The sequence below is a fragment of the Paenibacillus sp. FSL L8-0436 genome (assembly GCF_038593025.1).
GTDB lineage: Bacteria > Bacillota > Bacilli > Paenibacillales > Paenibacillaceae > Paenibacillus_AQ.
Map to the genome: position 1 here is coordinate 3,257,201 of NZ_CP151955.1, position 15,286 is coordinate 3,272,486.

The 15,286-nt window shown below is 42.1% G+C and carries 17 protein-coding genes; 12 read left to right on the top strand and 5 right to left on the bottom strand.

Annotated features, from left to right (window positions below):
* Positions 1-213 precede the first annotated feature (213 nt).
* From NSS79_RS14925 to NSS79_RS14950, 6 genes are all read left to right on the top strand, one after another.
* Entirely contained in the window at positions 214-1,584 is a 1,371-nt protein-coding gene (locus tag NSS79_RS14925) for a hypothetical protein (protein WP_038591087.1), read from the top strand.
* Positions 1,577-2,212 carry a hypothetical protein gene (locus NSS79_RS14930; protein ID WP_038591089.1) on the top strand — a complete coding sequence of 212 codons (636 nt, stop codon included), beginning with the start codon at positions 1,577-1,579 and terminating at the stop codon, positions 2,210-2,212. Before NSS79_RS14925 ends, NSS79_RS14930 begins: the two co-directional genes overlap by 8 nt.
* A gap of 94 nt (positions 2,213-2,306) precedes the next feature.
* Positions 2,307-2,888 (top strand): hypothetical protein, encoded by a 582-nt coding sequence (locus tag NSS79_RS14935; protein WP_342439929.1) that lies wholly within the window; start codon positions 2,307-2,309, stop codon positions 2,886-2,888.
* Positions 2,889-2,980: 92 nt separating this feature from the next.
* Entirely contained in the window at positions 2,981-3,613 is a 633-nt protein-coding gene (locus NSS79_RS14940; protein WP_342439930.1) for a hypothetical protein, read from the top strand.
* Between the two features lie 95 nt (positions 3,614-3,708).
* On the top strand, positions 3,709-4,290 hold the full coding sequence (locus NSS79_RS14945) for a hypothetical protein (protein WP_342439931.1): 582 nt from the start codon (positions 3,709-3,711) through the stop codon (positions 4,288-4,290).
* Between the two features lie 218 nt (positions 4,291-4,508).
* A complete protein-coding gene (locus NSS79_RS14950; RefSeq protein WP_342435582.1) occupies positions 4,509-5,729 on the top strand; it encodes an IS256 family transposase in 1,221 nt (406 codons plus the stop codon).
* Between the two features lie 83 nt (positions 5,730-5,812).
* On the opposite strand, the gene NSS79_RS14955 is transcribed toward NSS79_RS14950, so the two are convergent.
* The 3 genes from NSS79_RS14955 to NSS79_RS14965 are packed head-to-tail and all read right to left on the bottom strand — an operon-like array spanning position 5,813 to position 7,696.
* The gene (locus NSS79_RS14955) at positions 5,813-6,454 is read right to left on the bottom strand and encodes an ABC-2 transporter permease (protein ID WP_342439932.1); all 642 of its coding nucleotides are present in this window, start codon (positions 6,452-6,454) and stop codon (positions 5,813-5,815) included.
* Position 6,455: 1 nt separating this feature from the next.
* Complete coding sequence (locus tag NSS79_RS14960) at positions 6,456-7,319, bottom strand: ABC transporter ATP-binding protein (RefSeq protein WP_342439933.1); 864 nt, start codon at positions 7,317-7,319, stop codon at positions 6,456-6,458.
* Positions 7,316-7,696: a GntR family transcriptional regulator gene (locus NSS79_RS14965; protein WP_342439934.1), complete on the bottom strand. Its 381-nt coding sequence runs from the start codon at positions 7,694-7,696 to the stop codon at positions 7,316-7,318. Before NSS79_RS14965 ends, NSS79_RS14960 begins: the two co-directional genes overlap by 4 nt.
* 256 nt (positions 7,697-7,952) lie before the next feature.
* Between NSS79_RS14965 and NSS79_RS14970 the strand changes: the two genes are divergently transcribed.
* Positions 7,953-8,321, top strand: coding sequence for a hypothetical protein (locus NSS79_RS14970; RefSeq protein ID WP_342439935.1), 369 nt, complete (start codon positions 7,953-7,955; stop codon positions 8,319-8,321).
* 326 nt (positions 8,322-8,647) lie between these two features.
* On the opposite strand, the gene NSS79_RS14975 is transcribed toward NSS79_RS14970, so the two are convergent.
* The gene (locus NSS79_RS14975) at positions 8,648-9,112 is read right to left on the bottom strand and encodes a hypothetical protein (RefSeq protein ID WP_342439936.1); all 465 of its coding nucleotides are present in this window, start codon (positions 9,110-9,112) and stop codon (positions 8,648-8,650) included.
* Positions 9,113-9,347: 235 nt separating this feature from the next.
* Entirely contained in the window at positions 9,348-10,430 is a 1,083-nt protein-coding gene (locus tag NSS79_RS14980; RefSeq protein ID WP_342439937.1) for a YiiG family protein, read from the bottom strand.
* A 377-nt stretch (positions 10,431-10,807) separates the two neighbouring features.
* Between NSS79_RS14980 and NSS79_RS14985 the strand changes: the two genes are divergently transcribed.
* From NSS79_RS14985 to NSS79_RS15005, 5 genes are all read left to right on the top strand, one after another.
* A complete protein-coding gene (locus tag NSS79_RS14985) occupies positions 10,808-11,563 on the top strand; it encodes an N-acetylmuramoyl-L-alanine amidase (protein ID WP_342439938.1) in 756 nt (251 codons plus the stop codon).
* A gap of 157 nt (positions 11,564-11,720) precedes the next feature.
* The gene (locus NSS79_RS14990; protein ID WP_342439939.1) at positions 11,721-12,590 is read left to right on the top strand and encodes a copper amine oxidase N-terminal domain-containing protein; all 870 of its coding nucleotides are present in this window, start codon (positions 11,721-11,723) and stop codon (positions 12,588-12,590) included.
* Positions 12,591-12,674: 84 nt separating this feature from the next.
* The gene (locus NSS79_RS14995; RefSeq protein WP_342439940.1) at positions 12,675-13,526 is read left to right on the top strand and encodes a hypothetical protein; all 852 of its coding nucleotides are present in this window, start codon (positions 12,675-12,677) and stop codon (positions 13,524-13,526) included.
* Between the two features lie 109 nt (positions 13,527-13,635).
* Positions 13,636-14,298: a DUF2625 family protein gene (locus tag NSS79_RS15000; protein ID WP_342439941.1), complete on the top strand. Its 663-nt coding sequence runs from the start codon at positions 13,636-13,638 to the stop codon at positions 14,296-14,298.
* Positions 14,295-15,182, top strand: a complete 888-nt coding sequence (locus NSS79_RS15005; RefSeq protein ID WP_342439942.1) for a metallophosphoesterase family protein — start codon at positions 14,295-14,297, stop codon at positions 15,180-15,182. The genes NSS79_RS15000 and NSS79_RS15005 overlap by 4 nt, the downstream gene beginning before the upstream one ends.
* Positions 15,183-15,286 lie beyond the last annotated feature (104 nt).

Below are 15,286 nucleotides of genomic sequence, written 5' to 3' on the forward strand. Positions count from 1 at the left end.
TAATGTCCCCGCACTAATAACTCAATCGGATTCAAGCGAAACTAAATAGCCAGTCGCCACTTCCGGCGACTGGCCTCTTTGACTTGTAAGAATTTTATTGTTTATATGGAATATAATGAAAAAATATCTTATAACCGATATACATAATAAAGGAAAAAATGGTTCTTTTGTCTTGAGGATATAATTGGAAAACTGGCGAATCGAGGTGGATGGATGGGACTTTCCATGAGAATTGAAGGGCTGGATACGGAAGACAACATCATTGAATTGTATGAAGAATCGTTAGTATCTACCGAATATCTACACAATACCATTGGGAATGCGATGGCAAGGACAGGGGATACGGGGTATGTCCTGAGAATAGTCGGAAGAATAGAACCTTCCCTTAAGAGTGCACAGCGGACTACTCAAAAAAGCATTTTGGAACTCACCAAATGGGCGTATTTACCCTATGCTCCTGAAGCGGACTTTTACCGGAAGGTGTCTATTGTCTATGAGAAAGGAGAACAGATTGTACGTGAATTGAACTTTACCAAAGCTTATGTACTTAATTATGAAGAGAATTATGACAACTACAGCGGTACAGGCAGCTTCCACTTAACGTTAGGACAAAAACGGGGTGAACAGGGCAAGATCAATTTTGGTGAGCAAGAGCAGGCAGACGCTGCAAAAGTGTTTACTCCTCTATTACCTAACGCATTTCCTCCGAAGCCCCCGGCTTATTATGATCTCCTGAAAATAAGGATACCCGAACCTGTGGATGCAACCTCGGGAGCCGCACCTACGAGAAAAGAGCTTATTGAAGCCTTATTCATTAAGAAGATGGGGACCTTTTCCGGGATGGCAGATCATGAGAAATATCTTAAAGAAGTGATTAAACGATATATGAAGGGCACACCTATTGCGCAGGAAGTATTTTTGAAGTATGTGAAAGATGACTCAATGAAAGAACTCACAGGTGTTGATGATGGTTCCTATTATCGTGATTCCAAAGAGACGGTTTTTCTAAATATTAATAAAGATTTCACCAGAAAAGGAACAGGTGTAGTCTTCTTTCATGAGTATGGACATTACATTGATCATGCTGCAGGCGATTTATCCGACGATAAAACCTTCCGGGAGAACTTAAGAGCTGATTTTAAAAATATAATGGAATCTCGTGCGAATGCAATGTACTTAAGCGAGCTGGATCCTAAACTAATATCGAAGCTCGGAAATATAAAAATAAGAGTCGAAGACATTATGAATCCGGATTATTGGAATGGGAAGCAGAAATCATCGATCGATTACAAGGAATTATACGAGAAAATAAGTAAGGAATTAACGCCAAATGAACTTTCTGCGATATCTGATCTGTACAGTGGATTAAGTATAGTAAAAGTAAACAAGAGCACGGAGCGAATAGAAGGTTATTGGCAACATCCTGTGAATTATTGGACGGAAAACCCTGACAAAATATACATAGAGGCTCTCGCTCATTGTTATGAAGCTCAGTTTGACGCTACTAGGCGAGCGAATTTTAGAAAATATTTCCCTACTGCCTATAAGAGATTTGAAGAGTTACTGGAGGGAGCTCATGACTAAGAGGAAATGGAAGTATTGTGGATTAATTGTGTTCATTGTCTTAATTACAGCCAGTGCTTGGTTATGGTATAGCCACTCCAGGCAGGAAGTTCGGTTATCTGGGGAAGCGGCTGAACGTAAGGAACTGGAGGAATCGTTAAGAGCGAAGGATAAACAGATCGATTTTTATTTTCGTAAAGTGAATGAATTGATACACGAATTGAATCAAAATAAATTAGAAGATAATCCAATAAAAGGAGAGAAAGATCTATATATGGAAGATCAATTGGTATGGGATGTATTGGAATCGGAAGAATACAAAGCTGTTCTTGAGGAGTACATTAAGCATTACGGTATCATTGATGAGTATATTATTCCCAAGACTGAGACTTTGGGAGGGTTCAGGTATAAAGTCGAGGAGAGTATCGCTGAGGGGTATGATTTGTTACCCAAGTATTATGGCTGGACCGAAGCTTTGATGAATATGGCTACGAAAGAGTTTCGAGATCTGAATACCCTATACAAAGAACATTTTGGTGAGGGTATCCCTACCGAGGTGATCTACGGAACAATGGAAGAGTTAATCGATATAGTGAATAGAAGTGTGAAAGAAGGCAGGGATTTGCTGCCGGAGTATTATCGGTACTAAAAAGCAATATAATACCGTATTTCCGTAACTTTAGCTGGAAATACGGTTTTATTATTATTCTGCAAGAGATTCGGAGAGTTACTGGAGGGCGTACATGACTAAGCGGAAATGGAAGTATTGTGGAATAATTGTGTTCATTGTATTAATTACAACCAGCGGTTGGTTATGGTATAGCCACTCCAGGCCGGAGGTTCGTTTATCTGGGGAAGCGGCTGAACGTAAGGAATTGGAGGAATCGTTAAGAGCGAAAGACAAACAGATCGATTTTTATTTTCATAAAGTGAATGAATTGATACATACGTCGAAAGATCAATTGGTGTGGGATATGCTGGATACGGAAGAATACAAGGAGATTCTAGAAGAATATAATAAACAGTACGGCTACATGGACGAGGACGGCATACCCAAAACTGAAACTCTTGGAGGATACCGATACAAGGTACGAGAAAGCATTGCTGAGGGTTATAATCTGTTACCCAAGTATTATGGCTGGACCAACGTCTTGATGAGTTTGGATACGAAAGAGTTTCGAGATCTGAACACCCTATATGATGAACATTTTGGTGAGGGTATACCTACCGAGCAGATATACGGAACTATGGAAGAGTTAATCGATATAGTGAATAAAAGTGTAAAAGAAGGCCGGAATTTACTGCCGGAGTATTATGGACTCTAAAAAGCAGGTAAGACCGTATTTCCGTAACTTTAGCTGGAAATACGGTCTTATTTTATTCTATAAGAGATTGAAAGAGTTGCTGGAGGGCGTACATGACTAAGAGGAAATGGATGTATTGTGAAGTAGTTGTGTTCATAGTCTTAATTACAAGCAGCGGTTGGTTATGGTATAGCCACTCCAGGCCGGAAGTTCGTTTATCTAGGGAAGCGGCTGAACGTAAGGAACTGGAGGAATCATTAAGAGCGAAGGACAAACAGATAGATTTTTATTTTCATGAAGTGAATGAATTGATACACGAGTTGAATCAGAAAAAATTAAGAGATGATCTTACAAAAGGAAAAGACATGAGCATAGACGACCAATTGGTATGGGATATGTTGGAATCAGAGGAATACAAGAATATTTTGGAAGAGTATAGTGTGTATTATGGCGTTCTAGATGAATTGAATATTCCTGAGACAGAGACAATAGAAGGGCTGCGCTATAAAGTTAAGGAAAGTATTGATTATGGATATGATTTGTTACCCAGGTATTATGGTTGGTCTAGAGCAGTGATGAATATAGATACGAAAGAGTTTCGAGATTTGAACACCCTATACAATGAACATTTTGGTGATGTTATTCCTACAGCGGTGATCTCCGGAACGATGGAAGAGTTAATCGATATAGTGAATAGAAGTGTGAAAGAAGGCAAGGATCTGCTGCCAGAGTATTATCGATATTAAAGCAGCGCATGACCATATTTCCGTGATTTTTGCTGGAAGTGTGGTTTTATTTTTATTCTTCTATAAGAGATTTGAAGAGTTACTGGAGGGAGCTCATGACCAAGAGGAAATGGAAGTATTGTGGAATAATTGTGTTCATCGTCTTAATAACAACTAGCGGTTGGTTATGGTATAGCCACTCCAGGCAGGAAGTTCGTTTATCTGGGGAAGCGGCTGAACGTAAGGGACTGGAGGAATCATTAAGAGCGAAGGACAAACAGATAGATTTTTATTTTCGTAAAGTGAATGAATTGATACAGACATCGGAAGACCAATTGGTGTGGGATGTATTGGAATCGGATGAATACAAAGCTGTTCTTGCGAAGTACATAAAGCATTATGGAATCATTGATGAATATGATATTCCCAAGACTGAGACGTTGGGTGGATTTAGATACAAGGTTGATGAGAGTATAATTGAGGATTATGATTTGTTACCTGAGTACTATGGATGGACCAATGTTTTAATGAGTTTGCAAACAAAAGATTTTGAGGTAACGGATGCTCTCTTTAGAGAGAATTTTAATGATGCTATCCCTACTGAGGAAATCTACGGAACGATGGAAGAATTAATTGATATAGTGAATATAAGTGTAAAAGAAGGCCGGGATTTGCTGCCGGAATACTATCGATACTAAACGGCAGCATAAGTCCGTATTTCTGTGATTTTTGTTGAAGTGCGGTTTTATTTCCAGCACAACGGCCCACGTCCTACGCGAGCTCGTTATGCCGATAAATATAATGGTTAAAAAAACTTATAAGTAATTCCAGCAAACAAGCTTAGAGTCTGTAAAATATATTGTGTAAACTCTCAAACCCATTAAAATGGAAGTAAGAGAAAGGTTGGGGAGAACACATGGGACTTTGGACAAAACAGCAGTTACGGGAATTTATTAAGGAAAACAATTTGGTAAGCGCACAGGATGCGCAAAATGCTCTAAAAGAGCTATTCGCTGAGACGATTCAGGAGATGCTGGAAGCCGAAATGGATACTCACTTAGGCTACGGAAAGCATGAAGTAAAGGCGAAACTCACTCCAAATAGTCGCAATGGAAAGAGCCGAAAAACGGTCGTCAGTGAGTACGGTGAACAGGAAATCGCTATCCCTAGGGACCGTCTGGGTGAGTTTGAGCCACTTGTCGTCAAGAAGCATCAGTCGAACGTAACGGGCATCGAAGAACAAATCATTGCCCTGTATGCCAAAGGCGTCAGTACAAGAGAAATCCAGGATCATCTAGGACAGATGTATGGCATTGAAGTCTCTCCTACGCTCATTTCCAATGTCACGAACAAGATTGTTCCTCTCATTAAAGAATGGCAGAACCGGCCTCTGCAGGGCGTCTATGCGGTCGTCTATCTGGACGCCATCCACTTTAAAGTCAAACAAGACGGGGCCATTATCAACAAGGCCGCCTACATGGTCATTGGCATTGATTTGGACGGAAACAAAGATGTGCTGGGCATGTGGATCGGGGAGAACGAGTCCTCCAAGTTCTGGCTGAGCGTGCTCAATGAGCTGAAAAATCGCGGGGTGGGGGACATTCTCATTATCTGCGTGGACAACCTGTCCGGGTTCTCTCAAGCGATTGCAGCCTGCTACCCCCAAACTGAAATCCAGAAGTGTATTATTCACCAGATCCGCAGTTCCACACGGTACGTGTCGTACAAGGACATTAAGAAGGTGACCGCCGACTTAAAGCCTATATACAAGGCCGCTACTGAGGAAGGCGCCTTGCTTGAACTCGACCGTTTTCAGGAAGTCTGGGGCGCTAAATATCCTCTTATTATCCGTTCCTGGCGGACAAATTGGGACGAACTCGCTACCTTTTTCAAGTACCCGCCTGAGATCCGCAAACTCATCTACACCACCAATATGATCGAGAGTTACCACCGCCAGCTACGCAAAGTAACGAAAGGAAAAAGCATCTTTCCTACGGATGAGGCATTGCTGAAGATGCTCTATTTAGCTACCGTTGACGTCACTCGGAAATGGACGGGACGTGTACAAAACTGGGGGCAAATGCTGCTCCAGTTGTCCGTCTTCTTTCCTGATCGGGTCGGTCAACACTTGCGTTAGATTCGCGACTTCCCCCTCGGGGGAATCTATGCTTAAAAGAGTTTACACAAAATTATTGACAGACCCCAAGCTTATCCAAAGAATTAAAATTCCTTATTCCTATGTATCTGTACCGATAGGAGATAAGATGCCACAAACATTACAACCGCAACAATTAAAGAGGCAATTCCTACCTCGCTGCCATTAAAATTTACATTATCCCATATCATCCTTAGAAGAACCCACACCACAATTCGGATAACCACTGACAAGCCTGACGACACAAAAATCATCATCTCACTTTTCTCAACTCCGAATCTTAAAATAACCGGATATAAAATGGAAATTGTTGAAATAGAGAGTGACAGGCCCATAGTATACCCAGATGACAAATTCAAATAACTAGTAGTATCTAAATCTCTTAAATAGAAAAGAACCGGAGTAAACAAGCTGATTGCAGTGCCCATTAATATCAACATGATAAATGAAAGGTATTTGGCATTGATAATAGTTTTCCTTTTTATTGGCAAGGTAATTTCTATCCTACTCCATTTGGATGCTTCATCGATCTGCAGAGAAGTACCTACATTCACAGGGAAAACCATAATCTGTGCAGCAATGACCGCATTAAGTACAGACGTATCGCCTGCCACAAAAGAAACAAACAACAAACATAAAGCTATTCCAAAGGATGTCTTTATGTTGTTCTGCATGGAATAAAAATTGTTCAACAGTAACCCTTGCACGTTATTCCTCCCCCTTTACCAGGAGCAGCATAATTTCATCAATAGATACATTGTCAACAATAATACCGTCATATTTTCGCTCAAACTCTTTTTTATCTTTTACAAGAACGTCTGTTTGAAAATTCTTTACTCTGTACGCAAGTCTATCGGCTTTATCAATACGATTGAAATGATCTATTTTGCAGCGGGCCACTCCGTATCCATAAATCAAATCATCTTTCTTCGCAGTAAGGATAATTTTTCCTTGATGAATAAAGGTTATAAAATCAGCGATTTTTTCCAAGTCACTTGTGATATGGGAAGACATAAGGATTGAATGACTCTCATCCTCCACGAACTCCAGAAAAACCTCCAAAATTTCTTCTCTGGTAATGGGGTCTAAACCGGAAGTTGCCTCATCTAAAATAAGTAACTTGGGATGATGTGATAATGCGACTGCAATAGCAAGCTTCATTGTCATTCCTCGTGAAAATTCCTTGATCTTTCTATCCATAGGAAGGTCAAACTTACTAGTGATATTTAAAAAGAAACCCTGATTCCATTGTTTGTAAATTCCGCCCATAACCTTTGCAAGTTTATTGGGTGTCACAACACCTGAAAAACTCGCAGCATCAAAGACAACTCCGATGTCTTCACGAATTCCTATGTCTTTGTCTGTCATAACCTGACCCAGAATTTTAATAGTTCCACTATCTTTTTTAACTGTGTTCAATATGGATTTAATGGTCGTTGTTTTTCCAGCTCCATTTTCACCAACAAACCCCATAATTGTTCCACAAGGAATAGAGAACGAAACATTATCTAAATGAAAATCAGAATTAGAATAGGTTTTAGTTAGTCCTGCTATTTCTAGACTATGATTCATTTTTTATCCTCCGCATAAAAGACAGTCAGCATTTCTACCATCTTTTCCAATTTAATTCCGCTCGTTCGGGCAATTTCAGCTGCAATAGTTAAGTGCTCTTCAATTTTCTTCTGTTGCTCTTCTTGAAAGACATCTTTATTGGGGGCAGATACGAAACTTCCACGTCCAACAGTTGTTTCAATGAATCCATCCCGCTGCAAATCTTCATACGCCTTTTGGACAGTAATGACACTGACTTGAATAGATTTTGCTAGTGACCGCATGGAGGGAATAGGGTCTCCCGCTTGCAGTTCTCCACTCATAATCATTGTTTTTATTTGCGAGGTTATCTGTTCATAAATGGGCTTATTCCTATTACTGCTAATAATAATTTCCAAAAAGGTCCTCCTTTCCGCAAACAGTGTACTTATTGTACCAGTACAATATAACTGATCTGCTTGCTTTTGTAAATAATTCCTGTGTAGGAAGGTGCAAGTTTTAGTGGCCCCGAAGTAAGTCCCCTTGCTTCCAGAAGCTGTAGCTGATTAAATAATTAAACTATTTTCCTTGAAAATCTCAATTGATTAAGGGGATTAACCGATAAAAGGTTTTAGATTCTGATGAATCAACCTATACATACTTGGAGGAATCAGCATGCCTTACACGATGGAAGTAAATGTGCAAAAAAATCAAGTGGTAGTAAAAGCATTTGGTCTTACAGAAGAGGATGTTCCGTCCTACATTTCCGATTTCGAAAAAGCAATGAAGCAACTAAAACCAGGTTTCACTGGAGTGACTGATGTATCAGGCTCACCATCTGTTCTTTCTCCTGAGGTTGCCGCTAAGCTTGCCCCCACAGGCGATATCGCTGTTGCAAATGGAGTAGGCGGATGGGTGTATGTGGCGAATTCTCCGGTTTGGAAAATGCAAATGAAGAGACTGTTCGGGCAATTTGCAGTGCATTATCCAACCTTTGAAGAAGCGGATGCTTATCTGCAAAGCCTGACTAACCAAGGTAAATAATTGATTATTTTTAGAGAAGGTCTTCGGGCCTTCTCTTTTTATTTAAGGTGAATTTAAAAAAACTATATGAGGACGGCTGCTGGCCAAATTTACTGATTTATGGCCGATCTGTTTGCTATCTCGGGTTGATGTTTGTAGGATAACGAAGCTAAGGCAGGGACGGGGCATTGTGGGTTTTGGTGGCGAGTGAAGTCACATCAATCTCAATCAACTCGTGTAAGCTGCGCTGTGACGCAGAGCCTGAACGGCTTTGCCGTGCGGAATATCAGGGTTCGACGTGGAGTGTCTTCTGACTGAATATGGCTAAAGAACACTGGTAGCCAGTGTCACAGGTCGTAGGACTTGAGTTGCTGTTCAAAGACGGTATTGTAGTGGAAAGTTCTCGAATAGGGGCCTTTTCTCAGTATATGGTAGAGTACACTCTGACCTTCCTCGTAGCGAACGGCATATTCGCATTCATCGTAGAAGTGCCTGGATAACTGCCGTATAGTCTCCCCTCTGTTCACGGTGCTCCAGCCAAACTGTATCATATCAAGTTGGTCCAACGGGTCTCGATAGGTATTCAGGACAATGCATTCCAAGGGTTGTTCCTGATTGCGGAATACCAGCATATCGCCAGTATGTACAGGATTGTTGAAATAGTGTTCATGAATCTCCTCCACAGGCACGGCTATGCCAAGCTCACTCAAGACCGCCTGGAAATTCGGGTGTGTCACATATTTATCAGCCCACTCATCGGGATAAAACACCAAATCGCTGATCGAAGCTGTAATCCAAAATTCAATATTCATTCTTTATGCCTCCGTACTCGAACTCAAGGGATAAATTACTTAGAGATCATTTTAACAACAAACGGACAAGGGGGTTAAAGGGTCAATGAAACAGAGAGCGCGAAAGCACAGCGAATGGAACAACGGTCCGTTCACGGAGTGTCTTCTTCATCAAGCCTAACGTTGAACCTACTAACAGAAGGGCTGATCCAAGTAGCCATTTCATGGCTTTGGGTCAGCCCCTGCATAGAGTAGCTTACTGCAATTGGTTGTATTCTGCGATTAATTCACTTAAAGACTTGCTGAATTTCTCGGGTGTGCCTGACTGATTTTCGCGGAAGAAGGAGCTTTTCAAATAAAAATCTTCTACACGCTGCTTCTTGTTGACACGTTCGATAATTTCAGCACCTGAAACTTTGACTTTCTTGGCTGCATCAACATACCTTTCGAGCGAGTGGCTGGAGAATCCTTCCGATACGACTCTTGTCTCGTCAGCCGCATATTCCATCAACAGCTTGAGATCTTCCGTCAGAACAGCGTATTTCGCTTTGAATTTCGCCATATCCAGCTTCAGAATGTTGTCCGCCAGAATTCCCTGGTCATCCATCTCCGTTGCCAGGCCTTCCGCATCCAGTAAAAAGAGCATCACGGTGTAATTCAGATCCTGACCTTTCTCCTTGTATTCCTTAAGACTGTTTCTTGTGCGCTCGTCCTCCATCTCGCCGAGCAGCGAGAAGAATTCGCTCGAAGCTTCTTCATAGGCAGCAGCGGCCTTGACAATTCGGGTATGCATCGTCTTGCTTCCAGCAAACTGGTCATCGACATAGCCTTTGATCTCGTAATACTCATGCGCTTCAGCCAGTGCGGCAAGCAGTTCTGTCAGGAGTGGCTCCAGCAGGCTGACCTGGGCATCCAGTTTCCCGAAGCTTGGCTTGTTGGCAGCGGCGGCAAACGCGGTGTGCATGGTCTTCTCACCGGATTCGCTTAGAGAGAGCATTGTGGCGCTGAAATACTTGTCAATCACCGGCTTGGCCTCATAACCGAACTCTTCAAAATAATCATTCAGCACATCCTGGAGCCGTCCTGTCATTGCGTTGTTCAGGTCTATATAGGCATTATATTTGGCCAATTCCTGGGCCTCGAGTTCTAACTTGGCAGCTTTCTCGTCGATGGCTTCAGTGGGGGCAGGCGTTGAGCTTGAACCTTGCGCGGTTTCCACGGCTGCCTTGGAGTTGTTGCCATTCCCACCTGTTTCATGTTCGGACTTGCTCATTGAACAGGAAGTCATTAGGGTGCTAATAAGTACTAAAGATGCAATCAGTGTAACATGGGACTTCACGATTATTATCCTCCAAATCTCTCAAAACAGTTAATATTATGTATTAAACATAATATATTCTTCGGCTGCTAATCCCTGAAAGTGAATATTTTGAAAGAAATCTACTCTAGTGGTCCCGGGCGATAGAGTCGGATTCGGGGATAGAATAATTCTCATTTATTGAATTGAAGCACAGTTTAGCAGAATATGAAGGGATATTTTGTATGATGTCGAATTATGTATTACGGTATAACTATTAAATAATAATACCACTAAGTTTAGATTGGAATGGGAGAATAAGGAAAGGGGGTACTAAGTCCCACCTGTTGCAGATGTTCCATTACGGAGTCAACAAATTATATAGTGGCGATCCTTGGCCTAACTGATAGGAGTTAAACATGCGCGCGAAATTGAATGCAATCCTCTTAGCTATTATGATTTTATTAACGTCAGCCAGTCCTCCAAATAGAGTAGAGGCGAAAACAGCAGATGTAACATCATTAGCCAGTACAATGGGAAAGAAGGTTATCTGCATAGATGCGGGACACCAGAGTAAAGGTAATAACTCTAAAGAACCCGTAGCGCCAGGAAGCAAAACGGTTAAACCAAAGGTGTCAAGCGGTACGCAGGGCATAGCTACTGGTAAAACCGAATACAAACTTACACTGGAAGTGGCGTTGAAACTGGAGCAAGCACTTCAGAAAGATTACAAGGTGGTAATGATTCGCCGCACTAATAATGTGGATATATCAAACAGCGAGCGTGCCATTAGATGTAATCAGGCAGGTGCCGATATGACCCTTAGACTACACGCAGATGGGAGCGTTAATCGCGAGATTCAAGGCATGTCCTTTCTCTATCCTTCTACTGACATCCCATCTACGAAGAAGATTGCATCGCAAAGTTTGGAGATCACCAAGGTTTTGTCTAAATCGGTGCTGAAAGAAACGCAGGCGGCATCGCGCGGGTTAATTCCTAGGAGTGATCTTACCGGGTTCAACTGGTCAACCGTACCGGTTGTACTCATTGAAATGGGCTTCATGACGAATCGTAAAGAAGACATGAAGTTAAGTGAGGATGCATATCAGGACAAGATTGTTCAAGGAATTAAAAAAGGTCTGGATTCGTATTATAAAGTTGCGGCGAAGAATTAAACTCTATATGTGAATCCCCCGTCCATATTTGATGAACGGATTTCTTTCTGTCTTTTGCGGTTTACATAGAATATATATAAAGGGGAATACCAACATATTTAAGACAATTACAATTAAATCATCAATTCTTTTAATGATGTTCATGTGTTTTGTAAGTGTGACTAGTGTAAATGCTGCAAGTAACGAAGTTACTGTGAGGCTCGATGGTACGAATTTGCAATTTGATGTTCCGCCCCAAGTAATAAATAATCGTGTTATGATACCGATGCGAGTTATTTTTGAAGCATTAAATGCTACTGTTAAATGGGATGATGCTACACTATCGATTACAGCCTTGTCTAAAAACGGTGATGTGGTTAAGCTCTCAATAGGAAATGAATATATTTATAAAAATGATAGAAAAGTGACTATCGATTCCCCGCCAGTATCGATAAATGGGCGTACATTAGTGCCCGTTCGTGTTATCGCAGAGTCATTAGGCAGAGCCGTAAGTTATAGACCAGATTCGCGGACGGTTATTATTGAGCCTGTTGACACATCAAAAGAAGACAATTTAATAGAAGACACATCAATAGATACTTCAATAGATACTTCAATAGATACTTCAATAAATACTTCAATTAACACAACAACACCTGTACCTACAGAAGAGGCTGCTTATGAAAAAATGATTGCCCTAAAGGAACAATATCCTGAGGGAATGGCATGGACAAACGGTAATGTATACGCGTGGAATGGTGGCATTTATAGTAGAGGGTATGGCTGTGTGGGATTTGCTTTTATATTAAGTGATGCGGCATTTGGTAACTTACCCGCTCGCAAGCATACGGATTTTAACAATATCCAAGTTGGAGATATTGTGAGGATTAATAATGATACCCATTCAGTGATTATTCTCAGCATAGATGACACAAATGTTACCCTTGCGGAAGGGAACTATAATTCATCTATTCACTGGGGACGTATGTTTACTTTGGAACATATAAAAGCTGTAGGGGATTATATTATCACAAGATACCCTGAGTAAAAATAAGGACCGGCTCCCGTAAAGGGGCCGGCTTTTTCGATCTGACAAATGAACATTTTATGTGAAAATGGGGCTATAGATTAAATGAGAACATTACATCTTTTACTACTGTTACTGTTGTGTATTACGTTGAGCGGATGTACTAACTACCAATCAAAACCGGATATAGGTTTGCCCCGTATTAACGAGTCGGACTCAAGCGGTTCCTATCAACCTGAATTAGAACAATTGAAAATTAAACTAAGTAACAGTAAAAATGAAGATTTAAAGAATGAGATAAGACAAAGTAATCTGGATCAGTTTACATCGGGGTTAGTTGCTCTATTGAACAAGCAAGACAGTATTCAAATAAAGGATAGTGAACTTAGTAACAAGTTTGATGAAGTAGTTTTTGCATCGACTAAAGCGGTAGTACTTAAAGGCGGAAAATTTAATATTAGAGTTGTTAACTTCCAGGCGCCATTTGGTCTAAAGGGTACGCTAGAGGGCAAATATACAGTTATTCAGTGGTGGAATGACGAGCAGCATGTACATGCCCAATTAGTTGTCAATGAAGATTCAGAGATAGTTAGAGATTTTGTGATTCGTACTTATAACGATAAGATAGAGCTTTTATTAGGAGGTTACCTATCTTTGTATTCACCTAAGCCCGTATTTGTATCGTCGTGGGAGCTGGACAATCAGAAATGGACTGAGAAGAAAAATAGTTTCACTAACACAATTAGCTCTAATGATTTTTGGGACCTGAGTATTGAAGATAACACACTTATTGTTGAAAACCAGCAGTATACAGAAATGAATATAGAGTTCTCAGAGGATACAAATGGATTTGTAATTACAAGTGATAAGGATGCACGTGTAACCGTACAATTTTCTGGAAAAGGTGTTGAGATAAGGCAAGCACTGAAATCATTTAATGTTGATGGGGGAAAGTGAATTAGGTATTATTGGTGTGTTAGATTTGGGTATATATTGGTAGAAGTACATATAGCCGCATTATTGGCGCGATCACGAGATACTTTATAAATGATAGAGGTGGAAGAATATGCACTCATTATCTGTAGCAGAATTGGTGGATTTGGAGAATCATGCTTGGGAAGAAGTCAGAGAGCTGCTGAGTCAAGGTACTCGCACCTATCGGCTGACTGCAGCGGAACCGGAAACAGCAGCACAGACGCTCGTTCGCTTACAGGTGAGCACCAAGTCTTATCTGGGAGCGATTGCTTACGAGACCGGAGGGATCGTTTTTGAGCATGGCTGGATTACACTTCTTGGCTCTGGCGGCGAAGGCATCTATGGGAGTCTTACTTCCTGGAATGGTTTTGCAGCCTCACAAGATATTCCTGCATTGCCCGGCCTGCTGATTTTGGCTTATGATGCTGCAGGCGGTTTTTTTGGACTTGATGTGGGACGGTTCGGGCAGAGCGGGCATGTATATTACTTTGCCCCGGATACGCTGGAATGGGAGTCGACCCAATTGGCCTATTCCGGGTTCATCGGCTGGCTGGCGGAAGGGGATCTTGATCTGTTCTATGAGACATTCCGCTGGGAAGGATGGGAAGAGGAGGCCCTGAAGCTTCAACCTGGTCAGGTCTTTGGCTATTATCCTCCGCTGTGGGCTAAAGAAGGCAGCGGTCAATTTAGCCGCAAAGCGCCAATTCCTATACTGGAGGCTTGGCAAGAGGCGAGGAGTGAAGGCAAAGCGTGAGCAAGAGAAAAGCAGGAAAAACAGGAAAAACAGGAAAAACAGGAAAAACAGGCAGAGCAGTGCTTAAGATCGTAAGTATTGCCGAAGAGCCGCTCGAGCAAATTCCTTATGTCAGTGCTGCGGCGGGCGGCCAAGGAATCTCATATGAATGGCTTCCTGTATATTGGGGAGAAATTCTGGGACTCCCTCAGGATGTGGATGCGCTGATACTGGCATCGGATCTTCAAGGTATGACCATTCATAGCACAACCGGTGAATATGGCGACTCACTGCTGGGTGAGGTACTTCCTGAATCGCTGGAGGTTTTGCTCCAAATCCACATGCCGGCCGTAGATCCCGAGAAGGTGCTAGTCTGTTTATGCGGTGATTTATACGGTGATCCCGCCAAAAGAGGATCAAGCGGTGACCCGCTTCCGGTATGGAAGGCATTCCGCAACAAGTTCGGCACGGTGCTGGGCGTTAACGGCAATCATGATTTGCTGTCCCGGGAAGGGCAAGCCGAGCTTGCGTCTCATACCGGAATTCATCTGTTCTCTGAACCTGATATTATACGGCAGAAGGGGCTACATATAGCAGGTCTTGGAGGTGTGACCGGAAGAGGGGATAAACCGAACCGGAAGCCTGAAGGTGAATATCTGGAAGCGCTGCGGAACCTGCTGCATCGTGGCCCGGATGTGCTTCTGCTGCACCAAGGCCCCGAGGTTCCCGAAGCCCGGCTTCCGGGCCATTCAGGTATCCGTGAACAACTGGAAGCCGGGCCCGAACTCTTATTGTTTTGCGGGCATGTCCATTGGGACCAGCCCCTGGCGGAGCTTGAGAATGGCACCCGGATTCTAAACACGGACGGAAGGGTGCTGCTGTTCACTGCTGCTAGTCTGCAATGAATGGATAACTGCTGAGACAATGCCGGTTGCTGCGATTCATTTCTATGAAGGGGAGAGTCTACGCTTCGCTTCGGAAAACATTTTCAGTGTAGGATGTATCGAGC